Raw genomic sequence first — 26,993 nt, 5'->3', positions numbered from 1 at the left:
TCATGGCCGAGGATGCAAGTTTCAGCGATGCCGACCCACGCCCCCTGACCCTGAAGGCCGAGGATGAGGTCGATCTGCGCATCCTCTCGTCATTGGTGCAGGATACGATTCTGCCTGCGTCCGAAATCAGCCATGACCCCAAGGCACGCCGTCTGGCCCTGCTGGTCAACCGTTTCCGCTGGGAAGACGCCGATGCTGCCCGCAGTGAAGGACGCGATTTCGAACGCGTCCGGTCGCTTTTGGTGATCAGCGATGTGATGCGTGTGGTCAGCGACGGTATCTCGCGCGATGCGGACACCGTGCTGTCGTTGCTGGCTGTCACATGGCAGGCGGGCGAGGATGGCACAGGGAAAATGTCACTGGATTTCGCGGGCGATGGCACCATGATCGTCGAGGTCGAATGCATCAACGCCGATCTGCGCGACGTGACGCGGCCCTATCGCGCCGTTTCGGGCAAGGCGCCCAGTCACCCCGACTGACGCCTTTCGCCCGTGTCGTTTTGTCCGCCCCGTGCCCATTGAGGCGCGGGTGACGGACGGATAAAGCCGTCAGGCTTCAAGGGATTAAAGAACATGCCGGTCACGCTGAACACCAAAGATGCCGATTTCGAACAGGGCTTTCAGCGGATGCTGAACGCCAAGCGCGAAGATTCGGTCGATGTGAACACCACCGTCACCAACATCATCGCCGATGTGCGCGAACGTGGCGATGCGGCCCTGTGCGAATTGACATCGCGCTTTGACCGTCTGGACCTGACGCCGGAAACCTTGCGGTTCACGGCGCAGGAAATCGACGACCAGATCGCGCTTGTGTCCGATGCCGACCGTGCCGCGCTGGCCCTGGCTGCCGAACGCATCCGCGCCTATCACGCTCGCCAGATCCCCGAAGATGCCAGCTGGACCGATCCCGAAGGTGCAACACTTGGCTGGCGTTGGAGCGCGGTTTCCGCCGCCGGTCTTTATGTGCCGGGCGGGCAGGCGGCCTATCCCTCCAGCGTGTTGATGAATGCGATTCCCGCGCGGGTTGCGGGTGTGGAACGTCTGGTGATCTGCGTGCCAACGCCGGACGGGGTGATCAACCCGTTGGTCCTGCTGGCCGCGCGCCTGTCGGGCGTCGAGGAGGTTTACCGCGTCGGTGGCGCACAGGCCGTGGCCGCAATGGCCTATGGCACTGATACGATTGCCCCCGTTGATAAAATCACCGGCCCGGGCAACGCCTTTGTGGCCGCCGCCAAGCGCCATGTCTTTGGCCGCGTCGGCATCGACATGATCGCAGGTCCCTCCGAGGTCTTGGTGATTGCCGATGGCGACCAGAGCCCCGAATGGCTGGCCTGGGATCTGCTGGCGCAGGCCGAACATGACGCCGACGCACAATCGATCCTGATCACCACCGATCCGGCGATGGCCCGCGCTGTGGGCGAAGCGGTCGAACGCATCATCCCCACGCTGGACCGCGCGGCCATCGCCGGTGCCAGCTGGCGCGATTACGGCACGTTGATCGTGGTCGATGATCTGGAACAGGCAGCCAAGCTGTCGAACCGCATCGCGCCCGAACATCTGGAACTTTGCGTCGCCGATCCCGAAGCCTTGGCCAAAGACTGCATCCACGCCGGTGCGATCTTCCTTGGCGCACATACGCCCGAAGCGGTGGGGGATTACGTCAGCGGTCCGAATCACGTCCTGCCGACAGCGCGTTCGGCGCGCTTCAGTTCCGGCCTGTCGGTGCTGGATTTCATGAAGCGCACCACCATGGCACGCATGACGCCGGGTGCTTTGGCCGCAATCGGCCCCGCTGCCGTGCGTCTTGCCGCATCCGAGGGCTTGCAGGCGCATGGCGCTTCGGTTCAGGCTCGGTTGGGGACGTTGAACGAAAGGCCACGGGAATGAGCCGCATCACACGGATCGAGATTGACGACAGCGCCATCGCGCCTGCCACGCCGGAAATGGAACAGGAACGCAAGGTCGCGATCTTTGATCTGATCGAAGATAACAGCTTTGCCGTTCCGGGCCGCGACGGCGAAGCCGCCCCCGATGGTCCCTTTGCGCTGGAATTGTGCATCCGCGAGGGACGTCTGGTCTTTGACGTCAGTTCGGAAGCCGATGAAAAGGTCGCCGAATTCCATCTGTCGCTGGGACCGTTCCGTCAGGTGGTTAAAGATTACTTCCAGATATGCCAAAGCTATTTCGAGGCGGTCAAACGATTGCCCCCCGCCCAGATAGAGGCAATCGACATGGCGCGGCGTGGCATTCATAACGAAGGTGCGCGCACCTTGCAGGAACGTCTGGAGGGCAAGGCCACGTTGGACATCGACACGGCGCGCCGCCTGTTTACCCTGATTTGCGCCTTGATCCCGCAAAGCTGAGATTATGGCGCAGGACAAGTTTCCTTCATCGGTTCTGTTCTGTTGCGATCATAATGCCATTCGTTCCCCTATGGCCGAAGGCATGATGAAGAAATTCTATGGCCATGCCGCCTATGTCCAATCGGCAGGGGTCAAAAACGATATGGATGTGGACGGCTTTGCCATTGCCGTCTGCGAGGAGGTCGGCATCCCCTTGGCCGACCACCGCAGCCGCAGCTTTGAAGAAATGCAGGATTGGGGCGATGATCTGGGGCAGTTCGATCTGATCGTTGCCCTGTCACCTGCCAGCCAGCGCATGGCATTGGAAATGACCCGCCATGCCCATCTGGAAATCGAATACTGGCCCATCATGGACCCCGCCGGTCTGGCCGAGGGACGAGAGGCGCGTCTGGCCGCCTATCGCCAGACGCGTGACCAGATCGAAAAGCGGATGCTGGAACGTTTCGGACCCACGCGACAGGATTAGATGCGCGCGGGGCTGCGGGCCTCGGACGACAGCAGCCACATGGATGCCGCGACAATAAGCGCCGACCCCAGCCACATGCTGCCCGGTGGCACAAAGCCGAAGGCCAGAATGCCCAGCACCACATTGAATGGCAGTTTGACGTGGTCGAATGGCTGCAAGAAAGCGGCATCTGCCGTGGCATAGGCTTTCGCCAGAGCAAATTGCGCCGCAGCCGTCAGCAGTCCCGCAACGGCCAGTGCCAGAAAGGCCGTCATCCCGCCTGGTGCCATGCCGCCGCTGCCCAATGTCAGCAGCGCATTCAGCGGCGTCAGCAAGGCCAGCAGATACAGCGTCAGCGTCGCAGGGCTTTCGGTGGCCGTCATACGCTTGGTCATCAGCGATGAGGCCGCCCAGAGCGCCGCCGCCACCACGGGGGCCAGCGCCCAAAGGGTGAAATTGTCATCCCATGGCGACAGGATCACCGCGCCACCTGCAAAACCGGCCAGAACGGCCAGCCAGCGTTGGGGGGTGACATCTTCGTCCAGCAGCAGGGCCGCGCCTGCCGTGACGAAAAACGGAGACAGCATGATCAGGGAAATCGCCTGCCAGATCGGCACATGTGCCAGACCCATCGCCCACAGCTGGACGCCACCGACCGCAAAGCCGACCCGCAGGACATGGGCAGGAAAACGACGGGTGCGCAGGGCGGACAGGCCGACACCCTGCCAAGGCAGCAGGACAACCAAGGCAATTCCGTATTGCCAGAAGGTGGCGGTGGGGGCGGGAACGCCCAGCTTCATGGTGACGAATTGCAGCATGGTGTTCACGCAGGCAAACATCGCCCCTGCGCCGATCATCAAGGCAGCACCCGTACGGGCTGGATGAGTCATCTGGCCCATATGTTCCCCTTTGCGTTCACAACGCAGATAGGCGGGCAGGGAAGTCATGGCAAGCGATATGCCACCGCCCGATCTGTCGGGCGGTGGCGTTGCAGGTTTTTAAACGACGACGCCTGCGCCTTCGGTGGCGGGGCCTGCCACGGCGCGGAAGGCGCTGAACAATTCGCGGCCCATACCTTCGCTGCTTTCGGTCGGGTCGAATGCAACCGGCTGGCGGCTTTCAAAACCTTCGGCCAGACATTCCAGCGTTCCGGATGCCGCATCCAGACGCAGCAGATCGCCGTCCTGTACGCGGGCCAAGGGCCCACCGCTTGCCGCCTCGGGCGAGATATGGATCGCCGCAGGCACCTTGCCCGAGGCACCCGACATGCGCCCGTCGGTGACCAGCGCGACCTTCAACCCGCGATCCTGCAGGACCGCCAGCGTCGGCGTCAGCGAATGCAGTTCCGGCATGCCATTGGCGCGCGGCCCTTGGAAGCGGACGACGACGATGGTGTCTTCGTTGAATTCACCGGCGCGGAAGGCCGTCTTGACCGATTCCTGATCGGAAAAGACGCGGGCCTTCGCCTCGATCACATGGCGTTCGGGGGCGACGGCGCTGATCTTGATGACGCCGCGACCCAGATTGCCCTGAAGCTGCTTCAGACCACCGGTTTTCGCGAAGGGGTCTGCGGCGGGGCGCAGGATGCGGTCGTTCAGCGAATCTTTCGCACCGGCTTCCCAACGCACACGGCCCGCGTCCAGCTTGGGCTCGGCGGTATAGCCGTCCAGACCCGTGCCGTTGATCGTCTTGACATCGGGGTGCAGCAGGCCACCCTCCAACAGTTGGCCGATCATATAGCCAAGACCGCCTGCGGCGTGGAAGTGGTTCACGTCGGCCAGACCGTTGGGATAGACGCGCGCCATCAGCGGCACGTTTTCGGACAGGTCGTGAAAATCCTCGATGTCCAGCAGGACACCGGCAGCACGCGCCATGGCGGGCAGGTGCAGAACAAGGTTGGTCGAGCCGCCCGTGGCCATCAGGCCGACGATGCCGTTCACAAAGGCGCGTTCGTCCATGACGTGACCGGCGGGCAGATATTCATTGCCCAGATTAGTGATGGCGGCGGCGCGTTCGACGGCAGCCACTGTCAGCGCCTCGCGCAGGGGCGTGTTGGGGTTCACGAAGGACGATCCGGGCAGGTGCAGGCCCATGAATTCCATCAGCATCTGGTTGGTATTGGCCGTGCCATAGAAGGTACAGGTGCCTGCGGAATGATAGCTGGCCATTTCAGCGGCCATTAGTTCCTCGCGGCCGACCTCGCCGGTGGCGAATTGCTGGCGGACCTTGGATTTTTCATCGTTGGGCAGGCCGGATGGCATGGGGCCGGCAGGCACGAAGACCGCAGGCACATGGCCGAAAGTTGCCGCCGCGATGATCAGGCCCGGCACGATCTTGTCGCAAACACCCAGATACATCGCCGAATCAAAGCAGTCATGCGACAGTGCGACACCGGCGGCCAAGGCAATGACATCGCGGGAAAACAGCGACAGCTCCATCCCCGGGCGGCCTTGGGTCACGCCGTCACACATGGCCGGAACGCCACCTGCAACCTGAACCGTCGCGCCCGCCGCATGGCCTGCACTGCGGATCATCGCGGGATAATGTTCGAAAGGCTGATGCGCCGACAGCATGTCGTTATAGGCCGAAACGATGCCGATGTTCGGTTTGCGCGTCGTGGCCATGTCTTCCTTATCCGCCATCGCGGCATAAGCATGGGCCTGGTTGCCGCAGGACAGATGGGCGCGGGCGGGGCCGTTCTGGGCGGCGCGGGCGATCTTGTCCAGATAGGCGGCACGCGTTTTCAGCGAACGTTCGCGGATGCGGTCTGTCACCCGGTCGAGAGTGGCGTGAAGGGTCATGGCTGGCCTCCTTTGGGTTTGACCTACTATAGTCCGTTAGCGTTAACGGTTCAACCATTGCCTGTGATTATCGTGTCGCTAGATGGTCGATCATCGTATATTTTCCGATCAAAGCTAGGTGGCGCGCCTTGTGCGAAGGCGGGTCACATGTCAGATCAGCCGCGAAAGGATTTTTTCCAATGAATGATCTGCCCGTCATCCGCTTGCGTCCGAAATCGAAGCCTCAGGCAATCCGTCACGGATTCCCGTGGGTCTTTGCTGATGAGGCCGTGCTGGATCGCCGCACCAAGGCCCTGCCAGCAGGCGGCTTTGCCGTCCTAGAGGATGCTGAACGCCGCCCCTTGGGTCTGGTGACCGTCAACCCCGTGTCCAAAATCATCGGTCGGGTCATGGACCTTGACCCCGATGCGCAGATCGACGGCGCATGGCTGCGTGCCAAGCTGACCCGCGCGTTGGAAATGCGGACCCGTCTTTACGACGAACCCTTCTATCGTCTTGTCCACGCCGAGGCTGACGGCCTTCCCGGCCTGATCGTCGACCGCTTTGGCGATGCCGTCGTGATGCAGCCCAATGCGGCATGGTCCGACAATATGGCGCAGGATATCGCCGATGCGCTGGTCGAGGTTGTGGGCGTCAAGACCGTCATCGCCAACGGTCAGGGCCGTGCGCGCGGGCTGGAAGGTCTGGCCGAACGCATGGATGTGTTGCGCGGCGATGCGCCCGACGCGCCGGTGCAGGTGTCGATGAACGGCGCGATCTATCTGGCGGATATGATGGGCGGTCAGAAGACCGGCCTGTTCTATGACCAGCGCCCCAACCACGCTTTTGCACAGCGCCTGTCCAAAGGCGCGACCGTTCTGGATGTTTTCAGCCATGTCGGCGGTTTCGGTCTGGCAGCATTGGCCGCAGGTGCGACCCATGCAACCGCCGTGGACGGCAGCGCGCCTGCGCTGAAGCTGGCCGTCGGCGGTGCCGAAGCGATGGGTGCCACCGGCCGCTTTGAAACCATGCAGTCGGATGCCTTCAAGGCACTGGAAACGCTGGCCGAACAGGGACGACAGTTCGATGTCGTGATCTGCGATCCCCCCGCATTCGCGCCGTCGAAATCGGCGCTGGACGCCGGTCTGCGTGCGTATGAGCGTGTTGCCAAACTGGCTGCACCTTTGGTGTCGCCGGGTGGATATTTGGGGCTGTGCAGCTGTTCGCATGCCGCCGATCTGACCGCCTTCCGCAACTCCAGCGCGCGCGGTATCGGCCGTGGCGGGCGTCGCGGCGTTCTGATCCATTCGGGTCAGGCAGGCCCCGACCACCCGACGTTGCCGCAGCTGGCGGAAACCGGCTACCTCAAGTCGCTGTTCTTCCGGCTGGATTGATGCGCGCCGTTCTGGACGCCTGTGTGTTGTTCCCGACCATCCTGCGCGAGATCCTGTGCGATCTTGCCGCAGATGGCCGCTTCACCCCCTTGTGGTCGGAACGGATATTAGAGGAGTGGCGCCATGTGGCGCTGCGACTTGGTCCCGATGCGGGGCAGATCGCCGGTGCCGAAATCGCCCTGCTGCGGCTTGGGTTTCCCGATGCGGTTCAACCCCATGATGGGGATCGGGCCATTGATCTGGATTTTCCCGACCCCACCGACCGCCACGTGGTCGAGGCGGCATTGGCTGGTGATGCAGATGTGATCATCACCGCCAATCTGCGCGACTTTCCGCAACGGATGATGGCGGGGATCGGCCTGCGGGCTGTCCACCCCGATGCCTTCCTGCTGGACCTTTTCCGAAAAGACCCCGACCATGTCACCAAGGTTATCGGTGCCGTTTGTGACAAGGCTGTGGCTATGGGGGGTGATATGACCCCTGTACAAATGCTGAAACGTGGACAATTGCCGCGCATGGCCAAAGCGGTGCGATCTTGAAACGCATTGCCGTTAACGCTAACAACAGTTATGGCGAAAGCCACCCATAAGGAGGACAGCATGGTCTCGCGTGTCATTCCGGTCGAAGATTTCGACCTTGTGATCTTTGGCGCTACGGGCGACTTGGCCCACCGCAAGATTTTGCCCGGGCTTTACCGGCGCTTCAAGGCCGGGCAGTTCCCGACCACCAGCCGCATTATCGGTGCCGCAAGGACCGAACAGGATGACGCCGCTTTCCGCGTCGAGGCGTCCAAGGCCATTTGCGAATTTGCCAAAGTGTCGGAAGACGATCCGCAACTGGCGCAATTCCTTGAACTGCTGGGCTATGTCGCGATTGATGCGCGTGGCGAAGGCGGCTGGAAGGAATTGAAAACGCGGATGCGGCGCGGCACGGTGCATGCCTTCTATTTCTCGGTCGCACCGGCCCTGTTCGGGGATATCGCCGAACGTCTGGCAGGCCATAAGATCGCCGATGCCAACAGCCGCATCGTTGTGGAAAAGCCTTTTGGCCGCGATCTGGCCAGCGCCAAGGCGCTGAACGCCACGCTGGCGCTGCATTTCCAGGAAGACCAGATCTATCGCATCGACCATTATCTGGGCAAGGAAACCGTCCAGAACCTGATGGCCGTGCGCTTTGCGAACATCCTGTTCGAACCCTTGTGGAACGCGCAATTCATCGACCACGTCCAGATCACGGTGGCTGAAACCGTCGGCGTGGCCGGTCGCGGCAGCTATTATGACAAGTCCGGCGCAATCCGCGACATGGTCCAGAACCACATGATGCAGCTTTTGTGCCTGATCGCGATGGAGCCGCCCTATCACTTTGACCCCGATGCCGTTCGGGACGAAAAGCTGAAGGTGATCCGCGCGCTGGAACCGGTCGAAACATCCGATATCGTGCGCGGCCAGTATCAGGCCGATGAAGACACCACCGGCTATGTCGAGGATTCCGAGGATCCCAATTCGCGCACCGAAAGCTATGTCGCGATGAAGGTCCGTATCTCGAACTGGCGCTGGCAGGGGACGCCTTTCTATCTGCGCACCGGCAAGAAGCTGCGGTCGCGGACCAGCGAAATTGCGATCACGTTCAAGGAACCGCCGCATTCGATTTTTGACGACAGCGGCACGCCCAAGGCCAATGAACTGGTCATCCGCCTTCAGCCCAATGAAGGCATGAACATGAAGGTCATGATCAAGGAACCGGGTCCGGGCGGTATGCGTCTGGTGCAGGTGCCGCTGGACATGTCCTTTGCCGATGCTTTGGGACCGGAAGGTGCCGATATGCCCGACGCCTATGAACGTCTGATCATGGATGTGATCCGTGGCAACCAGACCCTGTTCATGCGCGGAGACGAGGTCGAGGCCGCTTGGGCATGGACCGATCCCATCATCAACGCATGGGAAGACAGCAAGCGTAAGCCGGAACCCTATGATGCCGGATCCTCGGGGCCGGAAGAAGCGTTGCGCCTGATGCACCGTGACAACCGCCGTTGGAGGGAGATCAGATCATGAGCATGCAGTTCAAGGAATATCCCGACCGCGAAATGCTGGCCCTGTCATTGGCAGACCAGCTGGCCTCGCAATTGACCCAGCACCTGCGCAGCAATGACAGCGCGACGCTTTGCGTGCCGGGCGGAACGTCGCCCGCGCCGGTTTTTGAAACTCTGTCCGGTGCTGATCTGGACTGGGGCCGCGTGACCGTGGTTCTGGGGGACGAACGCTGGGTGGATGGCGATCACAAGCGGTCGAACACCCGCCTGCTGCGCCGTCACCTGCTGAAGGATAAGGCGTTCACGGCTGATTACATCGATCTCTATACCGGCGATGCCTCGCCCGATCTGGCAACGGAAAGTCTGGCCGAACGGCTTCAGCCGCATCTGCCGTTGACCGTAGCGCTGCTGGGGATGGGCAATGACATGCACACCGCCAGTCTGTTCCCCGGTGCCGATCATCTTGAGGCCGCGATGGCGAATAATGCGCCGCCCCTGATGGCCATCCGTGCCGAAGGCGCCGAAGAACCGCGGATCACCCTGACGCGTCCGGTTCTGGCTGATGCGATCAATATCCACGTGCTGATCATGGGCCCCGAAAAGCGCGAGGCGCTGAACCGCGCCATGAAGCTATCCCCGATCGAGGCCCCGATCCGTGCCTTCCTTGATGCCGCCACCGTCCACTGGGCCGAATGACCAAAAGGAATAGCTTGATGTCCGACAGCTGGAACCTTCTGAAATCCCATCGCCAATCGCAGGGCGATACCCGCATTGACGGCCTGTTCGCCGCCGATGCGTCCCGTGCGACCGATTATTGCACGAATGCTGACGGGCTGGTCTTCGACTGGTCCAAGACCAGCATTGATGCCAAGGCCCGCGATCTGCTGCTGGATCTGGCCCGCAATGCCAAGGTCGAGGATCGTCGTGAGGCGATGTTCACCGGCGAAAAGATCAATGAAACCGAAGGCCGCGCCGTGCTGCACACAGCATTGCGCAACCTGTCGGGCAGCGTGACGGTTGACGGTCAGGACGTGATGCCAGCGGTGCGCGACACCTATGCCCGCATGGCCGCGTTTTCGCGCGATGTGCGGTCGGGTGCCTTTACGGGGCAGGGCGGCAAGATCACCGATATTGTTAATATCGGCATCGGCGGGTCCGACCTTGGACCTTATATGGCGGTGCTGGCGCTGGCCCCTTATCACGACGGGCCGCGCGCGCATTTCGTCAGCAACGTAGATGGCGCCGATATCGCCGACACGCTGAAGGGTCTGGACCCGACGACGACGCTGGTGATCGTCGCATCTAAGACCTTCACCACCATCGAAACCATGACCAACGCCAAAACCGCCCGCGACTGGATGGCGGCCAAGGTCACCGAACCTGCGGCGCAATTCGTGGCGCTGTCCTCGGCGGTTGATAAGACCGGCGACTTCGGCATCGACCAATCGCGCGTCTTCGGGTTCGAGGATTGGGTCGGGGGCCGTTATTCCGTCTGGGGTCCGATCGGCCTGTCGCTGATGCTGGCCATTGGCGACGAAGGCTTTGACCAGTTTCTGGCAGGCGGCGCGGCGATGGACGCCCATTTCCGCAATGCGCCCTTGGCCGAAAACCTTCCGGTGATGCTGGCTCTGGTCGGCATCTGGAACCATCAGGTTTGCGGCTATCCGACCCGCGCCGTGCTGCCCTATGACAACCGTCTGCTGCGTCTGCCCGCCTATCTGCAGCAGCTGGAGATGGAATCGAACGGCAAGCGCGTGGCGATGGACGGCAGCGATCTGGCAGTTGTGTCCGGTCCGGTCGTCTGGGGCGAACCCGGCACCAACGGCCAGCATGCGTTTTACCAGCTGATCCATCAGGGCACGACGCCGGTGCCATGCGAATTCATTCTGGCCGCCAATGGCCATGAACCCGAATTGGCACATCACCACATCCTGCTGGCCGCAAACTGCCTTGCCCAGTCCGAGGCGCTGATGCGGGGCCGCACGCTGGACGAAGCGCGCGCGCTGATGGAAGCCAAGGGTCTGACCGGCGACGAACTGGAACGTCAGGCACGTCACCGCGTCTTCCCGGGAAACCGCCCTTCAACCACGCTGCTGTTCGACAAGCTGACGCCTTATGTCTTTGGCCAGATCGTCGCGCTGTATGAACATCGCGTCTTCGTCGAGGGCGTGATTCTGGGCATCAACAGCTTTGACCAGTGGGGTGTGGAACTGGGCAAGGAACTGGCGCTGAAAGTTGCCCCCTTGCTGGAAGGTCAGGATGCACCGGGGCATGACGCCTCGACCCTGCATCTGGCATCGCTGATCGTCGCAGGTCGCGGCTGATACTTTCGGGCGGCGGCAGCCCCGTCGCCCGAACCCATCGTTGGTGGCTTTTCCTTTGCGCGCCAAACAGCTAGGGTCGGCCCGCATTAAATGAGGTCGGATCATGGCGTTTTTCTCGAAACTGCGCGAGCGGCTGAGCCGGTCTTCGACAAAGATCGGTTCGGATCTTGACGATATTGTGGGCGATACCCCGCAACCCGAAGCCCCCGCTGCCCCGCAGGTGACCCCGCTGGCGCTGCCGGATGTGGTTCCAGAACAGCCCGAACAAAAACCTGCCCCGCAACCCGGACTTGTCGGTCGCCTGTTTGGCCGGTCCGAGGCAAAGGTCGAAGAACCCCGCCGCGCGCTGGATGACGACATGCTGGAGGAGCTGGAGGACATGTTGGTCCAGGCCGATCTGGGTGTCGAAACTGCTTTGCGCGTCACCGCCAACATCGCCGAAGGCCGCATGGGCCGCCGCGTGTCCTCGACCGAGCTGAAAGAGCTGCTGGCCACCGAAGTCGCCCGCATCCTGCAACCGGTCGCGCGGCCCTTGCCGATTTACGCCAAGAAACCCCAAGTCGTGCTGGTTGTCGGCGTCAATGGCGCAGGCAAGACGACAACCATCGGCAAGCTGGCCAGCCAGTTCAAGGCGGCGGGAAAATCGGTGGTGATTGCCGCAGGCGACACCTTCCGTGCAGCAGCTGTCGAACAGTTGCAGATCTGGGGCGATCGCGCCGGCGTGCCGGTGATGGTTGCGCCGCAGGGCAGTGACCCTGCCAGCCTTGCCTTCGATGCGATGGTCAAGGCCGAGGCTGACGGTGCCGACCTGCTGTTAATCGACACCGCCGGTCGCCTGCAAAACCGTCAGGACCTGATGGAGGAACTGGCCAAGATCGTCCGTGTGATCCGCAAGAAAGACCCCGATGCGCCCCATAACACGCTGCTGGTTCTTGATGCGACCACGGGTCAGAACGCGCTGAGCCAGGTCGATACCTTCTGCAAGCTGGCCAATGTTTCGGGTCTGGTGATGACCAAGCTGGACGGCACGGCGCGGGGCGGTGTGCTGGTGGCCTTGGCCGACCGTTTCGGCCTGCCGATCCATGCCATCGGGGTGGGTGAACAGATCGACGATCTGGATGCGTTCGACGCGCAGGACTTTGCCCGCGCGCTGGTCGGTCTGTCCTAGGGACAGACCACCGCCATCGACGCCGATGTTCCCCTTTCGCGATAGGGGGTGCTGCCGTATTGCGCGCGGTAGCATTTCGAAAAATGCGACGGGCTGGAAAAGCCCGACGCCAGCGCAATCTCGATAATCGACATTTCGGTCTGCATCAGCAGATTGCGCGCCCGCGCCAACCGCGTTTCCATGTAATAGCGTTTCGGACTGCGGTTCAGGTATCGCCGGAACAGCCGTTCCAGTTGACGGGTGGACATGCCCGCGTCTGTGGCCAGTTTCGCGGGGCTGATTGGATCCTCAAGGTTCGCCTCCATCCGCGCGATCACGGCGGCAAGGCGCGGATGGCGCACGCCGATGCGCGTCGGGATCGACAGGCGCTGGCGGTCCTGATCAGTGCGAATCGCCGTATGCAACATCTGGTCGGCGACATCCGCCGCCAGCGCATCACCGTGGCTTTCGGCGATTAGATGCAGGATCAGGTCGATCGAACTGGTCCCGCCCGCTGCTGTCAACCGGTTGCCATCATGCACAAAGACCGAACGGAACAAATCGACCTGCGGGAAAGCCTCGGCAAAACCATCGTGGTTTTCCCAGTGGATGGTGGATTTTCGCCCTTCCAGCAACCCTGCTTCGGCCAGAATCCATGCGCCTGTGCAGACGGCCCCGATCGAGGCCCCGCCCCGTGCCTGTCGCCGCAGCCATGCCAGAACCGGACGGGTCGCCTCGCGCGCGATTTCGGTGCCACCGCAGACGATGATCACCTCGTCCCGACCGGGGGGCGGGGCATCTGCGTCCAGTCCTCCGTCCAATACGACCCGCGCGCCGTTCGAACAGACCGACATATCGCCCCGCGCGCCCACCAGCCGCCAATCATACAGCAATTGCCCTGAAGCACGGTTGGCCAGACGCAACGGTTCGATGGCCGCCGTAAAGGGCAGCATCGTGAAACGGTCCAGCAGCAGGAAGGTAAAGCGGCGTGGTTTGTCCGGTGTCATATGGGTGTCTTTGACCTGTCTAAGACCCGCAGCCAAACAGGCTTTCCGATCCACGGCAAGTGTCGCAGTCCTTTGGACGGAAACACTGCCTAACACGGCAGCAAGGTCTTTCCCTGACGGCCGTTCCCGACTATACCAGCCCGACAATTTTTCCAAGGAGCGCAGGACATGACGCAGGAGAACCGCAAGACCGCCGCCACCCAGAACTGGGACAAGGCAGGCTGGCGCGCCTATCCGCGCGTCCAGATGCCGGATTATCTTGATTCACCGGCGCTGGAGGCAGTTGAGGAACAACTGCGCCGTTATCCGCCGCTGGTGTTCGCAGGCGAGGCGCGTCGCCTTAAATCACAGCTGGCCGATGTGTCGGAAGGCCGTGGTTTCCTGTTGCAAGGCGGCGATTGCGCCGAAAGCTTCAGCGAATTCAGCGCCGATAATCTGCGCGACACCTTCAAGGTGATCCTGCAGATGGCGGTCGTGCTGACCTGGGGCGCGCAGATGCCTGTGGTCAAGGTTGGCCGTATGGCGGGCCAGTTCGCCAAGCCGCGCAGTGCGCCCACCGAAACAATCAGTGGTACGGAATTGCCCAGCTATCGTGGTGACATCATCAACGGCTTTGATTTCACCCCCGAAGCCCGCATTCCCGACCCCCAGCGGATGCTGGCGGCCTATACGCAGGCAGCGGCGTCGCTGAACCTGCTGCGGGCCTTCAGCACCGGCGGTTTTGCCGATATGCAACGCGTCCAAAGCTGGATCGCTGATTTTGTGGGCGGCCCCGAGGCGGCGAAATACCGTGAAATTGCAGGCCGGATCAGTGATGCGATGGCCTTCATGCAGGCCGCTGGCGTCAATTCCGACACCGCGCACCAGCTGTCCAAGGTCGATTTCTATACCAGCCACGAAGCGCTGTTGCTGGAATACGAAGAGGCTTTGGCACGCATCGATTCGACCTCGGGTCTGCCGGTGGCGGGTTCGGGTCACATGATCTGGATCGGCGATCGCACCCGTCAGCCTGACGGCGCGCATGTCGAATTTGCCCGTGGTGTGCAGAACCCGATCGGTCTGAAGTGCGGTCCCTCGACCACGGCGGACGACCTGAAGGTGCTGATGGCCAAGCTGAACCCCGAAAACGAGGCGGGCCGTCTGACCCTGATCGCACGCTTTGGTGCCGGTAAGGTCGGCGACCACCTGCCGCGTCTGGTTCAGGCCGTCAAGGAAGAGGGAGCGAAGGTCGTCTGGTCCTGTGATCCGATGCACGGCAACGTCATCAAATCCTCGACCGGTTACAAAACCCGCGCGTTTGATTCGATCCTGCGCGAAGTCCGCGAATTCTTTGGCGTGCATCAGGCCGAGGGTACCATTCCCGGTGGTGTGCACTTCGAGATGACCGGCAAGGACGTGACCGAATGCACCGGCGGCGTCCGCGCTGTGACCGATGAGGATCTGTCGGACCGTTACCACACGGCTTGCGATCCGCGCCTGAACGCAAGCCAGTCGCTGGAACTGGCATTCTTAGTGGCCGAAGAACTGCGCGCGCGTCGCGAAGGCGCTGCCGCCGAACTGGCTGCCAAAGCGGTCTGAAACTGCTGACACCAAATGAAACGGCCCAAGGTTTTCCTTGGGCCGTTTTCTTATGCGCGGGTCATTTCCAGCGGCGATGTATCCAGAACCATTGGTCCATATGCTGGCGGATCAACCTTTCCAGATCGTCGTTCAGGGCCTGCATCATCCGGCGTGGTTCGTCCTGTTCGACAGGTTCCCCGACATGCACGCGAAAGGCGAGGCCGTCGGGCTGGCGAATTCCCGAAATCGGCACCAGCAGCGCGTCATAGCGGGCGGCCAGCTCGGCAGGTGTCAGCACGGTTTTGGTCGGCAGGTCAAAGAACCGCAGCTCGGCCCCGTCGCGCAGATATTGGTCGAACCCCAATGCCAGCCCGCCGCCGCCTTTCAGAAAACGCAGCATCGCGGCAAAGCCTGATCGGCCACGGGGAAAGATGGGTTCCGCAATGGCGGTGATGGCCGGGATGTAATGGCGGTTAAAGGCCTGATTGTTCATCGGGCGGTAAAGCGCCCCCACGGGCCAGCCCCGTCCCGTCAGTGCGGCCCGCATGGCGTCGTAATTGCCAAAATGCGCGCAGGCCAGAATGACAGGGCGACCTTCTTCGAAAGCGGCTTCCAATGCGGGCAGGCCGGGACCTTCCAGCGGGTCGTCTTCGTGGATGCGTCGGGTGAATTCCTCACCTGCGTAAATCTCGGCCAGTGATCTGCCTGCATTGTCGGGGACAGCGCGGACAAGCGCCTCGACCTCGGGCTTGGTCAGATCGGGGCGGGCCAGATGCAGGTTGTCGCGGATACGGGTCCGCCAACCTGCGACCGGTGCGATCACGCGCGAAAACACCCAACCCATCGCCGGAATGCGGCGGTCATAGGGCAGCAGCCTTGCCATCGCGATGATCGCCAGAAATGCGGAATTCGCTACCCGATCCATGACCGAGGGTTGTTCGTCGCGCATCACGCCCCCTTTGTCACGCGGGCTTCACGCGACCAGACATACAGGCCCGCCACAACGATAAGCGTCGCGCCCGCAATCGTCCAGTTGTCGGGCAGGTTGTCGAAAAACAGCCAACCCCAGACGCCCGCCCAGATCAGACCGGTATAGCCGAAAGGCGCCAATGCCCCTGCCTCGGCGGCGCTGAAGGCGCGGACGAGCAGATATTGGCTGACGGTGCCGAAAATCCCCAAAAGGGCAAAGGCCCAAAGATCGCCTGCCGCAATCGGTTGCCAGAAGAATGGTGCCACAAGACTGGTCGCGACCGTTCCGACAACCGCCGACCACATGACCGAGGTGGCGACGGAATCCGACCGCACCATCCGCGTCAGCAAAGCACCCGCGGCATAGGTAAAAGCCCCCGCCAGCGGCAAAAGCGCGGCGGGTTGAAAGACGCCCAGACCGGGCCGGATGATCAGCAGCGCGCCGACCAGTGCTGCCAGAATGCCTGCGACGCGACGGGGGCCGATTTTTTCACCCAAGAAAAGCGCCGCGCCAAGCGTGATCAGAACCGGATTAAGATCCATGATCGCTGTCGCTTCGGCCAGCCCGATATATTGCAGGGATGTAAAGAACAGCCCCACTGATCCCAGTTGCATGAAAGCGCGGGCCAGTTGCATTTTCGGCTGACGTGTCCGCATCAGGGGGATCATGCCCTGCCGGAAGATCAGTGCAAAGATCAGCAGATTGCCGACGAAACGCGCCCAGATCACCTGAGCGGGGTGATAGGTCTGCGTCAAATGTTTGGCCGTGGCGTCCATCAGGGTGAAGCCCAGAACGGCGGCCAGCAACAATGCGATGCCCCGTGCCTGATCGGACCGTGCCTGATCGGACCGTGGCTGGCGCAGGCCGTCGCGTTCGCGGCCCATCAGGGCAAAGGCACGGGCAAGAGCGCGCATCAGGTCAGGTCCCTATAATGAAAGTCGCCACGGGAAAGCGGATGCTTCCCCGTGGCGATTGTAGTTCCGCCAAGGACGGTTCTTGGGATCACAGCATGCCTTTGACGTGCTCGACCACTTTTTCGGCGGTGATGCCGAAGTCGTTGTACAGTTCCGGTGCCGGGCCTGATGCGCCGAAGCCTTGCATGCCGACGAATGCCGATTTGGCCTCTTGTCCGCGTTCACCCAGCAGCAGCCAGTCCCAAGGTTGGCGAATGGCCGCTTCGATGGCTATGCGGACGGTCTGCGCGGGCAGAACTTCCTCTCGATAGGCGGCGGGCTGGTCGCGGAACAGCTCCATCGAGGGGACCGACACAACGCGGGTCGGGATGCCTTCAGCCTCTAGCACGTCGCGGGCAGCGACAGCGATTTCCACCTCGGAACCGGTGGCCATGAGGACCGCCTTGGGCGTGCCGCCAATGGCTTCGCGCAGGACATAGGCACCTTTGGCGGACAGGTTTTCACCACCATCTTGGCGCAGCGTCGGCAGGTTCTGGCGCGACAGGGCCATGACCGAAGGGGTGCTGTCCTGCGACAGTGCAATTTCCCATGCTTCGGCGGTTTCGATCTGGTCGCAGGGACGCAGCACCAGCGTGTTCGGCGTGGCGCGGCTGATGGCCAGATGTTCCACCGGCTGGTGGGTCGGACCGTCTTCACCCAGACCGATGCTGTCATGGGTCATGACGTAAACAACCGGCAGACCCATCAGCGCCGACAGACGCATCGCGCCGCGGGCATAATCGGTGAAGGTCATGAAGGTGCCGCCATAGGGGCGGAAACCGCCATGCAGCCAGATGCCGTTCATCGCAGCAGCCATACCGTGTTCACGGATACCGTAATGCAGGTAACGGCCCAGACGGTCTTCTGGGCTGAAGATGCCCTGATCGCTGGTCTTGGTGTTGTTCGAGCCGGTCAGATCGGCCGAGCCACCAAAGTTTTCCGGCATTTCCGCGTTCAGCACACCCAAGACATTCTCGCTGGATTTGCGGGTTGCCAGTTTGGGCTTTTCCTCAAGCGTCTTCGCTTTGAAGTCGGCGATGATCTTTTCCAGCTTGGGGTTGGTATCGGTGCCGATCCGGCGGGCGAATTCCCCGCGGTGGTCGCTGGACAGGGCGTCGACGCGGTCGTTCCAAGCCTTGCGGGCGTCCGCGCCCTGCTGGCCAATCTTGCGCCATTCGGACATGATCGCATCGGGAATATGGAACGGCTCGGCGTCCCAGCCATAGGCGGCGCGGGTCGCGGTGATTTCGTCTTTGCCAAGGGGCGAACCATGCGCCTTGTTGGTGTCGGCCTTGTTGGGCGCACCGAAACCGATGATGGTTTTGCAATCGACCAGAACCGGACGGCCATCGTCCTTGGCGGCTTCGGTCAGGGCGCGGTCGATATCGGCGGCATCATGGCCGTCACAGGACAGCACGCGCCATCCGGCGGCGGCAAAGCGGGCGTGCTGGTCGGTGGAATCCGACAGGCTGACACGACCGTCGATGGTGATGTCGTTATTGTCCCACATGACAACCAGACGGCCCAGCTTCTGGTGGCCGGCAAGGGCAATCGCCTCTTGGCTGATGCCTTCCATCAGGCAGCCGTCACCGGCGATAACCCAGGTGCGGTGGTCACACAGCGAATCGCCGTATTCCGCGCGCATGGCTTCTTCGGCGATGGCGAAACCGACAGCGGTGGCGATGCCCTGACCAAGCGGGCCGGTGGTTGTTTCGACACCTTCGACATGGCCGTATTCAGGGTGACCTGCGGTGATCGACCCCATCTGGCGGAAGTTGCGAATCTGGTCCAGCGTCATCTGTTCGTAACCGGTCAGATGCAGCAGCGAATAGATCAGCATCGAGCCGTGGCCCGCCGACAGGATAAACCGGTCGCGGTCGAACCAATGCGGCGCCGAGGCGTCGAATTTCAGGTGGTTTTTGAACAGGACCGTGGCAACATCGGCCATGCCCATGGGCATGCCGGGATGGCCGGAATTGGCGGCCTCGACCGCGTCCATGGACAGAACGCGGATCGCGCTGGCCAGATTCCAGTGGTCGGGGTTGGCGGTGCGGCGGGCAGCAATGTCCATGACGATCCCTTGCGGCTAAAAATGATGCAATCGTGTTAGGGGTGATGCGGGACGGTTGCAAGCCGCCCGCGCATTCCCAAGGCGTTAAGTTTCGGTGCCGTTCAGCATCACCAGTGGTCTGATACGCAGGCGTGTGATGCGGTTTTCACGTCTGGTCACCACTTCGAAGCGGTAACCGTGGAAGGAAAACACCTGTCCCTGTTCGGGGATCGACTGGGCCATATGGATGACCAGACCGGCAACGGTATTGGCTTCGTCATCGGGCAGGGTCCAGTCCAGCTGGCGGTTCAGGTCGCGGATGGTCATGCCACCCTCGACCAGATAATCGCCCTGCGCGTTGGGTTTCAGGGTCTGGTCGGCCTCGGTGTCATGCTCGTCGGCGATTTCACCGACGATTTCCTCAAGGATATCTTCCAGCGTGATCAACCCGCGCAGGCTGCCGTATTCATCCACGACCAACGCGAAATGCGTCCGGCGCTTCAGGAATTCGCGCATTTGTTCGTCCAGCGCGCTCGTTTCAGGCACGAAATAGGGGGCCATGACGACAGACATGATGTCAAAGCGCGCCGCTGCACTGGGGTCATTCGCCTCGCGCACGGCACGGTTGACGGCGCGCAGCAGGTCTTTGGCATGGACGACACCGACGACATTCTCTCGTTCGTCACGGAAAACGGGCAGGCGGGTATGCGGGCTGGCCAGAATAGTCTCGAGGATTTTTTCGGGCGGCAGATCCGCGTCGATCATCTGGATTTCGCTGCGGTGCAACATCACCTCTTCGACGGCGCGGTTGCCAAGGTCCAATGCGCCCAGCAGACGGTCGCGATCCTCTTTCAGGACAGCGCCCGATGCATGACCGATCGACAGCGCACCGGCGATTTCCTCCTCGACCGAAAACATATGGGAATCCGGATCGGTTCTCATGCCGAAGATGCGCAGCATGCCGCGTACGATCAGACGGACGACGGTGACAATCGGCGACAGGATGATCGTGATCAGACGGATAGGTCGCGCCACCTTGCTGGCCACCTTTTCAGGGGCGGAAATGGCATAGGTTTTCGGCATGACTTCGGAAAAGATCAGCACCAGAACCGTCATGACAATGGTGGCGATGGCCACGCCGCTGCCGCCAAGAAGGCGGGTGAACAGGGCGGTGGCAAGGCTGGCCGACAGGATGTTGACGACGTTATTGCCCAGAAGGATGGCGCCGATCAGACGCTCGCTGTCGGAAGACACTGCGATGGCGGCTTGCGCACCGGTATCGCCCTTATCGGCCCTTGCGCGCAACTTGGCGCGGCTGGCGGCCGTCAGGGCCGTTTCCGACCCCGAAAAAAAGGCCGACATTGCCAGAAGTACGATAATAGAGGCGGCGGTCAGCCACAAAGCAGCGTCGAGAGTACTTGAAGGATCGTCCATGGGTCCAAATCAGGTTGAGGTGTCGCCGGTATCCCGGCATTCGCCGGCAACGCGCGCCAGCGGGTGATGGTTCAAAACAAGGTCGCGCATCCGTTGGTCCAGCACATGGGTATAGATTTCGGTCGTGCCAAGATCGGCATGGCCAAGCAGCATCTGGATGCTGCGCAGATCGGCCCCGCCTTCCAGAAGATGGGTGGCAAAGGCGTGGCGGATGACATGGGGCGTGACGCGGGACGGGGAAATCCCCGCCTCGACCGCCATTTCGTTCAACAGGCGCGACAGGGTCTGGCGCGGCATATGGCCTGCGGCGCCGATCGCGGGAAACAGCCAGCGGGCGCTGTTGGTTTGCAACAAACGGTACAGCGGGCTACCTTGCGGGGCGGCGTCACGCAGCGTGATCCAGTCACGTAATGCGGTTTTTGCAGGGGTGCTAAGCGGGACCATGCGGTCCTTGCCACCTTTGCCGCGCACCACCAGCACCGAGGGATCACCGCGACAGCCAGCCACCGGCAGGGACACCAGTTCGGTTGCACGAAGGCCCGTGGCATAAAGCAGCTCGATCAGACAGGTGTTGCGGGCGCGGTCACGCTCGGTCCGGCCAAGACGACCGGCGGCGGATAGCAGGGCATTCACCTCGTCGCGGTCCAGCGTCTTGGGCAGGCGCTTGGCACGGCCCGGACCGGTAATACGCAAAGCGGGGTCGTCGGTGCGCCAGCCTTCTTCCAGTGCAAAGCGGGTGAACTGGCGGATGGCCGACAGGCGACGGGCGCGGGTGGCCCGCGACAGGCCCTGCGCGTCGCAATGGGCCAGATAGTCGTCGATCTGGTCGCGGGTCAGATTGGCCATGGTCAGCCTTTTGCGCCCCAGCCAGTCGGACAGATCACGCAGATCGCGCCCATAGGCCAACAGGGTGTTGCGCGCGGCCCCTGCCTCGGCGGCCTGTGCATCCAGAAAATCCGAAATGGCACGGTGATCGCTCATGTCGGGTCCTCGGACAGTTCGGGCAGCAAGGCAATCTGTGCGGCGGCGCGGTCGGCGTCATCGGTCAGCCCCAGCGCGCGCAGCATGGCCACACCGCGTGCGGCGCGGGCCGGATCGCCTTCGACGGCTGCGTCGATATCGGTCATCGCGGTCAGCAAAGCCTCGCCCTTGGCCGTTTCCGGCACGTGGGGCAGGGGAAGCGTTTCCAAAGGCTCGACGTCTTCCGGCACGGGGGCAATGTTCTGCCACGCCCGCAGCAGCGCAGTGATCCGCGCGGCTTCGGGGTCATCGCTGTCGGGCAGTTCCTGCGCGATCATGCCTGCCAGCAGATCGGCCATTCCCGCAGTGCGGAATTCATCGAAGGCGCGGGGCAGGGCCTGACTTAAATCGCCTGTGGGCAAGGCAGCCTCCAGCGTGCGCATCACACCGGCGCGTTCCCAGACCCCGCCCGAGGCCGCAGGTCGCTGTTCGGCATAAATCGACCGCAGCTGTTGGGGTGACAGGGCACCGGCGCGCACCAGACGTTCCGCCGCCTCGACCCGCGCCTTGAAGCCGTTGTTGATCCGCAGATCTGATTGGGCAAAGGCGACGGGCAGCGACGTGGTGGGCAGCGGCTGGCCGATCGCTTCGTGGATGCGGAACTCGATCGGAGTCATGCGGTCGCTGGGGTCCAGCAACTGGTCGCTGTCCACGAAAGCGTCGTCCAGAAAATGCGTCAGCAGGATGGCGCGGCGTTCGTCGATCAGGCCAAGCGCCTCGGCGCCATGCAGGCTGACGGCGGCAGCGGCCCAATCACCGGTCTGGGCCAGACAGAAGATACGGGCCGCGAAACTGGGGGCGATGCCGGGGGTGCTGTCCATAATGGCGCAGGCGCGTGATTCGTCGCCTTCCAGCAGGGCAATGTCGAACATGCGACGGAAGATTTCAGGCTCACCCGGACCGGCGGCAATCAACAGGCCTTGGGCGGATTGCAGCGCACCCATGTCCAGCAGGCGGTCGGCGCGGGCCAGAAACAGCTGTCCCGGATGCGAAGGCGATTCGGCGCTGCTTTGCTGCGGCGGCGTCAATTGTGCGGTCAGCACCCGCCGCATCAGGTTCTGCATCGCGGGCAGACGGGCAGGGGTGGACAGAACAAGCTGCGCCAGAACGACAGGATCGCTGCCGGCCCACAGATCGACCGGCAGACCGGCGCGACGGGCGCTTTGGGTGCCGGTGTGATCGGGGTTTGTCTGGTCCAGCCGTGTGACCTGCACCGCGCCGACCGCACCGCTTTCGGCAACCGCGCGCTTGCTGGGCTGGCCTTTGCGGTCCGGACGGCGACTGCCGACATCGCCGGGCCGCCATGCCGAACTTTCACGTTGCGGCCCGCGCACACTGCCCGACAGCCAGTCACTGGCCGACAGGGGCTGTTGCGCGACGGCGGCAAACGGCTGGACCGTCATGGCCGCTGTCAGGCATAACGCCAAGGTGCGCGTCAGGCAGGGACCGGCTTTAGTCACTGGCAGGCTCGGCCGTGTCATCAGTGGCGCCCAGTGCCAGCGGGCTGCGTGTTTCGGTGCGGTTTGGGGCCATATCACCGAAATAGGCATAGCCTGTAAGGCCGATCAGACCTGCCAGAACCAGCACAACCACTACTTTGATCATCCGCATCACATTCGCCTTTGCTCGACCGTGTTTTATTTGGCTTGGGCCGGTCTTACGCCGGTTTCTCCCGAATATATATGGCAATTTCCGAAAGATCACGTCATTCAGTGACCCGATTGACGGGGGTTGGAATGACCAAGGGCCTTACGCGCCATATCGTGCTGATCGGAATGATGGGTGCGGGGAAAACTGCCATCGGGACCGAGCTGGCCCGCAGGTTGCGGGTGCCATTCACTGATTCCGATGCGGAAATTGAATCGGCAGCCGCCATGACCATCAGTGAAATTTTCGACCGCGACGGCGAAGGCTTTTTCCGTGACCGCGAAAGTCAGGTGCTGACACGGCTGCTGGCAGCCCGTCCCGGCGTCGTGTCGACCGGCGGGGGGGCGTGGCTGCGGCCCGAAAACCGTGCCTGTATCCGCAGGCGTGGAATATCGGTCTGGCTGAACTGCCCGCCTGATGTTCTGTGGAACCGCGTGCGCCAGCGCAGCACCCGCCCGTTATTGAAAACCGCCGATCCCAAAGGCACATTGCTGCGGCTGCTGGCCGAACGCAGTCCGGTCTATGCCCGATCAGAGGTCGAATTCCTGTCCCATGCAGGTGACACCGTCGAGGGGTCGACCACACGGCTGATCGCGCAATTGCAGCAGGCCGATCCGAAACTGATCACCGAGGACAAATCATGACCGCACCTGTTACCGTCCATGTGCCTTTGGGCGACCGCGCCTATGACGTGCGGATCGGCACGGGTCTTATCAACCGCGCAGGGGTGGAAATCGCACCGCTGCTGGCACGGCCGCGTGTCGTTATCGTCACCGATGAAAATGTCGCCCCACTGCATCTGTCGCCCTTACAGGCCGCATTGAAGGCCGAAGGCATTGCGCATGAAACCCTGATCCTGCCTGCCGGTGAATCCACGAAAAGCTGGCCGCATCTGACCCGATGCGTCGAATGGTTGCTGGAACAGAAGGTCGAACGCCGCGATGTCGTTCTGGCCCTCGGGGGCGGGGTGATCGGCGATCTGGTCGGCTTTGCCGCATCGATCCTGCGGCGGGGGGTGCGGTTCGTGCAACTGCCGACATCGCTTCTGGCGCAGGTCGACAGCAGCGTCGGTGGCAAGACCGGCATCAACAGCGCACAGGGTAAAAACCTGATCGGTGCATTCCACCAGCCATCGCTGGTCTTGGCGGATATTTCAGTGCTGGAGACCCTGACGCCGCGCGATTTTCTGGCAGGCTATGGCGAGGTCGTCAAATACGGCATGCTGGGTGATGCCTTGTTTTTCGAGTGGCTGGAAAAGAATGCAACCGGACTGCGCGATGATCCAGCCCTGCGCCAGCAGGCGGTCGCCCATTCGGTGGCCATGAAAGCAGGTATCGTCACCCGCGACGAAACCGAACAGGGCGAACGTGCGCTGCTGAATTTGGGCCATACCTTCGGGCATGCGCTGGAACAGGCGACCGGATATTCCGATCGGTTGTTGCATGGCGAAGGTGTGGCCATCGGCTGTGCTTTGGCGTTCGATCTGTCGGCGCGAATGGGGCTGTGCAGTCAGGAAGACCCCAGCCGTGTTCTGGAACATCTTCGGCGGATGGGCATGCCGGCGCGCCTGTCCGATATTCCGGGTGATCTGCCCGATGATGCGGCGCTGATCGCCCTGATGGGACAGGACAAGAAGGTCGTGGACGGTCAGCTGCGCTTTGTTCTGGCGCATGGCATCGGACAGGCTTTTGTCAGCGATGGCGTTGACACCGACACGCTTGGCGCTGTCTTGCGCGACGCGCGCTAAGGCAGCAAGCGCCGCCATCCCCCATCAAGGGGAATGGCGGCGCTGGACGGCTGCGCCGTCCTGACTCTTTACCGCGACGCTGGTTCAGGTTTTGCGGGTTTTCAACATCTCTTCGACCATCTGATCGGCGATCTGGCTGGTCTGTTTTCCTTCGGTGCGTGCACGGGTCAGCATCTGGTCAACGCGACCCGCGATGGCAACCAGACGTTCCAGCCGCCATGCATCCGGCTTGGAGTGAATTTCGCTTGCGACGCTGATGATTCCGCCTGCGTTGACGACGTAATCGGGCAGATAGGTAATATCACGCGCGGCCAGCAGATTGGCGACATCTTCGGTGGCCAGCTGATTGTTGGCAGCGCCGCAGACCAGACGCGCTTGCAGCATGGGCACGCTGTCTTTGGTCAACACACCACCAAGGGCGCAGGGGGCGAAAATATCCATCGGTTGCTGGAAAACCTGATCGGGGGGGCAGATCGAGGCGCCAAGGCGGGATTGTGCGTCATCAAGTGCCATTTGATTGATGTCGGTGACCGTCAGCCTTGCGCCGGCTGCATGCAGCTTTTCGGCCAGTGACAGGCCGACATGGCCCAACCCTTGCACCAACACACGACGCCCCGTCAAGTCATCCGTGCCAAAGACATGCGCCGCACCAACTTTCAGGCAGCGAAACACCCCTTCGGCAGTCCAGGGCGAGGGATCGCCCGATGCACCGGACAGACCGACCGCATAGGGCGTCTGGCTGGCGGCATGGGCCATGTCTTGGGGTGAAATGCCGACATCCTCGGCGGTGAAGTAACGACCGGCCAGTGCATCGACGGCACGACCGAATGCCTGCATCAGCTGGGGCGTCTTGTCGTAACGGGCATCGCCGATGATGACGGATTTTCCACCGCCCAGCCCCAGATCGGCCATGGCGTTCTTATAGGTCATGCCGCGTGACAGCCGTGTCACGTCATGAATGGCCGCCTGATCATCGGCATAGGACCACATCCGGCACCCCCCCGCAGCAGGGCCAAGGGCCGTCGAATGGATGCAGATCAAAGCGCGCAGACCGGCATCGGGATCTTGGGCCAGCACCAACTGTTCGAATCCATCCGGGGTGGTCATATCGGTCAGAGTCAGTGCCATTGCATGTTTTCCTTGGGTAACGTGGATGTGCGGGGTGTGACCTCAGACCCCGACGCGGGCTATATTGCAAGTGCAGGATCATTTGCAAAGCCAAGGGCGGCGATTGCGCAAGACCTGTGCGTCCTGATGCGGATCACAGCAATGTCGGTCATTCCCAAAATTGGATACGGGCGACCCGTAGGCCGCCCGTATCAGATTTGATTCGTTGTTTTGGCCTGATCAGAACGGAATTTCGTCGTCGTAATCGGGACGACCGCCGCCCTGCGAACCACCGCCCGAACCGCCCGATGCCGGACCCGAGCCATAGCTGTCATAGCCGCCCTGATCGCGACCGCCGCCGCCCATGCCGCCACCGCCGCCGCCGCCCATGCTGCTGCCGCCTTCGCCGCGACCGTCCAGCATCTGCAAGGTGCTGTTGAAGCCGCGCAGGACAACCTCGGTGCTGTATTTATCCGCGCCGGACTGGTCCTGCCATTTGCGGGTTTCCAGCTGGCCCTCGATATAGACCTTGCTGCCTTTTTTCAGAAAACGTTCGACGACATTGACCAGACCCTCGGACAGGATCGAAACGCTGTGCCATTCGGTGCGTTCGCGACGTTCGCCGCTGGTGCGGTCTTTCCACTGTTCGGATGTGGCAATACGCAGGTTGGCGACCTTGCCGCCGTTCTGGAAACTGCGGATTTCCGGGTCGCGGCCCAGATTGCCGATCAGGATGACCTTGTTGACGCTGCCTGCCATGACGGAATTCCTTGGTGATGTTTTTCGGTTTCACAGGGGTCTATCGCAGCGCGACAGGGGCCTGCAAGCTATTCGCATTATAGCTTGAAGGCAGGAAGTCGCCCAGCCGCAATATGGCGCAAAGCAAGCAAGGTGGCATGCGCTTCCATTTCATGTATAGTCTGGGACAAAACAGGCGACAGCCAAAGCTGACAAGGACGAGGGACCGGAGATATGCGGATCAGAACTTCTGTGAAGGCGGTACTGTGCGTGGCATTG

The 26,993-nt window shown here is 62.1% G+C and carries 25 protein-coding genes; 13 read left to right on the top strand and 12 right to left on the bottom strand.

Going from position 1 to position 26,993, the window contains the following annotated elements; all coding sequences use genetic code 11:
- Positions 1–2 precede the first annotated feature (2 nt).
- The 4 genes from DWB67_RS01740 to DWB67_RS01725 all read left to right on the top strand — a co-directional run bounded on the left by DWB67_RS01740 (position 3) and on the right by DWB67_RS01725 (position 2,828).
- A complete protein-coding gene (locus tag DWB67_RS01740; RefSeq protein ID WP_119805763.1) occupies positions 3–479 on the top strand; it encodes a DUF2948 family protein in 477 nt (158 codons plus the stop codon).
- Positions 480–572: 93 nt separating this feature from the next.
- Complete coding sequence (gene hisD / locus DWB67_RS01735) at positions 573–1,886, top strand: histidinol dehydrogenase (protein WP_119805762.1); 1,314 nt, start codon at positions 573–575, stop codon at positions 1,884–1,886.
- Positions 1,883–2,362: a UPF0262 family protein gene (locus tag DWB67_RS01730; RefSeq protein WP_119805761.1), complete on the top strand. Its 480-nt coding sequence runs from the start codon at positions 1,883–1,885 to the stop codon at positions 2,360–2,362. The genes hisD and DWB67_RS01730 overlap by 4 nt, the downstream gene beginning before the upstream one ends.
- Before the next feature lie 4 nt (positions 2,363–2,366).
- Positions 2,367–2,828: a low molecular weight phosphatase family protein gene (locus tag DWB67_RS01725; RefSeq protein WP_119805760.1), complete on the top strand. Its 462-nt coding sequence runs from the start codon at positions 2,367–2,369 to the stop codon at positions 2,826–2,828.
- On the opposite strand, the gene DWB67_RS01720 is transcribed toward DWB67_RS01725, so the two are convergent.
- Complete coding sequence (locus DWB67_RS01720; protein ID WP_119806149.1) at positions 2,825–3,706, bottom strand: DMT family transporter; 882 nt, start codon at positions 3,704–3,706, stop codon at positions 2,825–2,827. The two genes, DWB67_RS01725 and DWB67_RS01720, sit on opposite strands and share 4 nt — an antisense overlap.
- Before the next feature lie 99 nt (positions 3,707–3,805).
- Entirely contained in the window at positions 3,806–5,608 is a 1,803-nt protein-coding gene (edd, locus tag DWB67_RS01715) for a phosphogluconate dehydratase (RefSeq protein ID WP_119805759.1), read from the bottom strand.
- Positions 5,609–5,787: 179 nt separating this feature from the next.
- On the opposite strand from edd, the gene DWB67_RS01710 reads away from it, so the two are divergent.
- The 6 genes from DWB67_RS01710 (at position 5,788) to ftsY (ending at position 12,502) form a co-directional block, all read left to right on the top strand.
- The gene (locus DWB67_RS01710) at positions 5,788–6,981 is read left to right on the top strand and encodes an RSP_2647 family RNA methyltransferase (protein WP_119805758.1); all 1,194 of its coding nucleotides are present in this window, start codon (positions 5,788–5,790) and stop codon (positions 6,979–6,981) included.
- Entirely contained in the window at positions 6,981–7,520 is a 540-nt protein-coding gene (locus DWB67_RS01705; RefSeq protein ID WP_119805757.1) for an RSP_2648 family PIN domain-containing protein, read from the top strand. The genes DWB67_RS01710 and DWB67_RS01705 overlap by 1 nt, the downstream gene beginning before the upstream one ends.
- 60 nt (positions 7,521–7,580) lie before the next feature.
- Positions 7,581–9,032: a glucose-6-phosphate dehydrogenase gene (gene zwf / locus DWB67_RS01700; RefSeq protein WP_119805756.1), complete on the top strand. Its 1,452-nt coding sequence runs from the start codon at positions 7,581–7,583 to the stop codon at positions 9,030–9,032.
- 2 nt (positions 9,033–9,034) lie between these two features.
- Positions 9,035–9,706 (top strand): 6-phosphogluconolactonase, encoded by a 672-nt coding sequence (gene pgl / locus DWB67_RS01695; RefSeq protein WP_119806148.1) that lies wholly within the window; start codon positions 9,035–9,037, stop codon positions 9,704–9,706.
- Between the two features lie 17 nt (positions 9,707–9,723).
- A complete protein-coding gene (gene pgi, locus DWB67_RS01690; RefSeq protein WP_119805755.1) occupies positions 9,724–11,334 on the top strand; it encodes a glucose-6-phosphate isomerase in 1,611 nt (536 codons plus the stop codon).
- A 103-nt stretch (positions 11,335–11,437) separates the two neighbouring features.
- Positions 11,438–12,502: a signal recognition particle-docking protein FtsY gene (gene ftsY, locus DWB67_RS01685; RefSeq protein WP_119805754.1), complete on the top strand. Its 1,065-nt coding sequence runs from the start codon at positions 11,438–11,440 to the stop codon at positions 12,500–12,502.
- On the opposite strand, the gene DWB67_RS01680 is transcribed toward ftsY, so the two are convergent.
- Positions 12,499–13,488, bottom strand: a complete 990-nt coding sequence (locus DWB67_RS01680; RefSeq protein WP_119805753.1) for a GlxA family transcriptional regulator — start codon at positions 13,486–13,488, stop codon at positions 12,499–12,501. The two genes, ftsY and DWB67_RS01680, sit on opposite strands and share 4 nt — an antisense overlap.
- A 168-nt stretch (positions 13,489–13,656) precedes the next feature.
- On the opposite strand from DWB67_RS01680, the gene DWB67_RS01675 reads away from it, so the two are divergent.
- Positions 13,657–15,066: a class II 3-deoxy-7-phosphoheptulonate synthase gene (locus DWB67_RS01675; RefSeq protein WP_119805752.1), complete on the top strand. Its 1,410-nt coding sequence runs from the start codon at positions 13,657–13,659 to the stop codon at positions 15,064–15,066.
- Between the two features lie 61 nt (positions 15,067–15,127).
- Here the strand turns inward: DWB67_RS01675 and DWB67_RS01670 are convergent, their stop codons facing one another.
- From DWB67_RS01670 to DWB67_RS17975, 7 genes are all read right to left on the bottom strand, one after another.
- On the bottom strand, positions 15,128–15,997 hold the full coding sequence (locus DWB67_RS01670) for a lysophospholipid acyltransferase family protein (RefSeq protein ID WP_119805750.1): 870 nt from the start codon (positions 15,995–15,997) through the stop codon (positions 15,128–15,130).
- Positions 15,997–16,932 carry a DMT family transporter gene (locus tag DWB67_RS01665; RefSeq protein ID WP_255418504.1) on the bottom strand — a complete coding sequence of 312 codons (936 nt, stop codon included), beginning with the start codon at positions 16,930–16,932 and terminating at the stop codon, positions 15,997–15,999. Before DWB67_RS01665 ends, DWB67_RS01670 begins: the two co-directional genes overlap by 1 nt.
- 88 nt (positions 16,933–17,020) lie before the next feature.
- Entirely contained in the window at positions 17,021–19,042 is a 2,022-nt protein-coding gene (gene tkt / locus DWB67_RS01660; protein WP_119805749.1) for a transketolase, read from the bottom strand.
- 84 nt (positions 19,043–19,126) lie between these two features.
- A complete protein-coding gene (locus DWB67_RS01655; RefSeq protein WP_119805748.1) occupies positions 19,127–20,455 on the bottom strand; it encodes an HlyC/CorC family transporter in 1,329 nt (442 codons plus the stop codon).
- A gap of 9 nt (positions 20,456–20,464) precedes the next feature.
- Positions 20,465–21,436, bottom strand: coding sequence for a tyrosine recombinase (locus DWB67_RS01650; RefSeq protein WP_119805747.1), 972 nt, complete (start codon positions 21,434–21,436; stop codon positions 20,465–20,467).
- On the bottom strand, positions 21,433–22,956 hold the full coding sequence (locus DWB67_RS01645) for a hypothetical protein (RefSeq protein WP_119805746.1): 1,524 nt from the start codon (positions 22,954–22,956) through the stop codon (positions 21,433–21,435). The genes DWB67_RS01650 and DWB67_RS01645 overlap by 4 nt, the downstream gene beginning before the upstream one ends.
- Positions 22,928–23,086 carry a hypothetical protein gene (locus DWB67_RS17975; protein ID WP_182911480.1) on the bottom strand — a complete coding sequence of 53 codons (159 nt, stop codon included), beginning with the start codon at positions 23,084–23,086 and terminating at the stop codon, positions 22,928–22,930. The genes DWB67_RS01645 and DWB67_RS17975 overlap by 29 nt, the downstream gene beginning before the upstream one ends.
- A 125-nt stretch (positions 23,087–23,211) precedes the next feature.
- Here DWB67_RS17975 and DWB67_RS01640 point away from each other — a divergent pair, with 125 nt between their 5' ends.
- Positions 23,212–23,766, top strand: coding sequence for a shikimate kinase (locus DWB67_RS01640; protein ID WP_119805745.1), 555 nt, complete (start codon positions 23,212–23,214; stop codon positions 23,764–23,766).
- Positions 23,763–24,869, top strand: coding sequence for a 3-dehydroquinate synthase (aroB, locus tag DWB67_RS01635; RefSeq protein ID WP_119805744.1), 1,107 nt, complete (start codon positions 23,763–23,765; stop codon positions 24,867–24,869). Before DWB67_RS01640 ends, aroB begins: the two co-directional genes overlap by 4 nt.
- An 84-nt stretch (positions 24,870–24,953) precedes the next feature.
- Here aroB and DWB67_RS01630 read toward each other — a convergent pair whose 3' ends face one another.
- Both DWB67_RS01630 and ssb read right to left on the bottom strand, forming a co-directional pair.
- Positions 24,954–25,997 (bottom strand): Glu/Leu/Phe/Val dehydrogenase dimerization domain-containing protein, encoded by a 1,044-nt coding sequence (locus DWB67_RS01630; protein ID WP_119805743.1) that lies wholly within the window; start codon positions 25,995–25,997, stop codon positions 24,954–24,956.
- A gap of 219 nt (positions 25,998–26,216) precedes the next feature.
- Positions 26,217–26,735 (bottom strand): single-stranded DNA-binding protein, encoded by a 519-nt coding sequence (gene ssb, locus DWB67_RS01625; protein WP_119805742.1) that lies wholly within the window; start codon positions 26,733–26,735, stop codon positions 26,217–26,219.
- Between the last annotated feature and the right edge of the window lie 258 nt (positions 26,736–26,993).

The organism is Paracoccus sp. JM45, from assembly GCF_003590715.1.
Lineage (GTDB): Bacteria > Pseudomonadota > Alphaproteobacteria > Rhodobacterales > Rhodobacteraceae > Paracoccus.
Note: the sequence above shows the minus strand (reverse complement) of the source record. Positions and strands in the feature narration are given on the sequence as shown.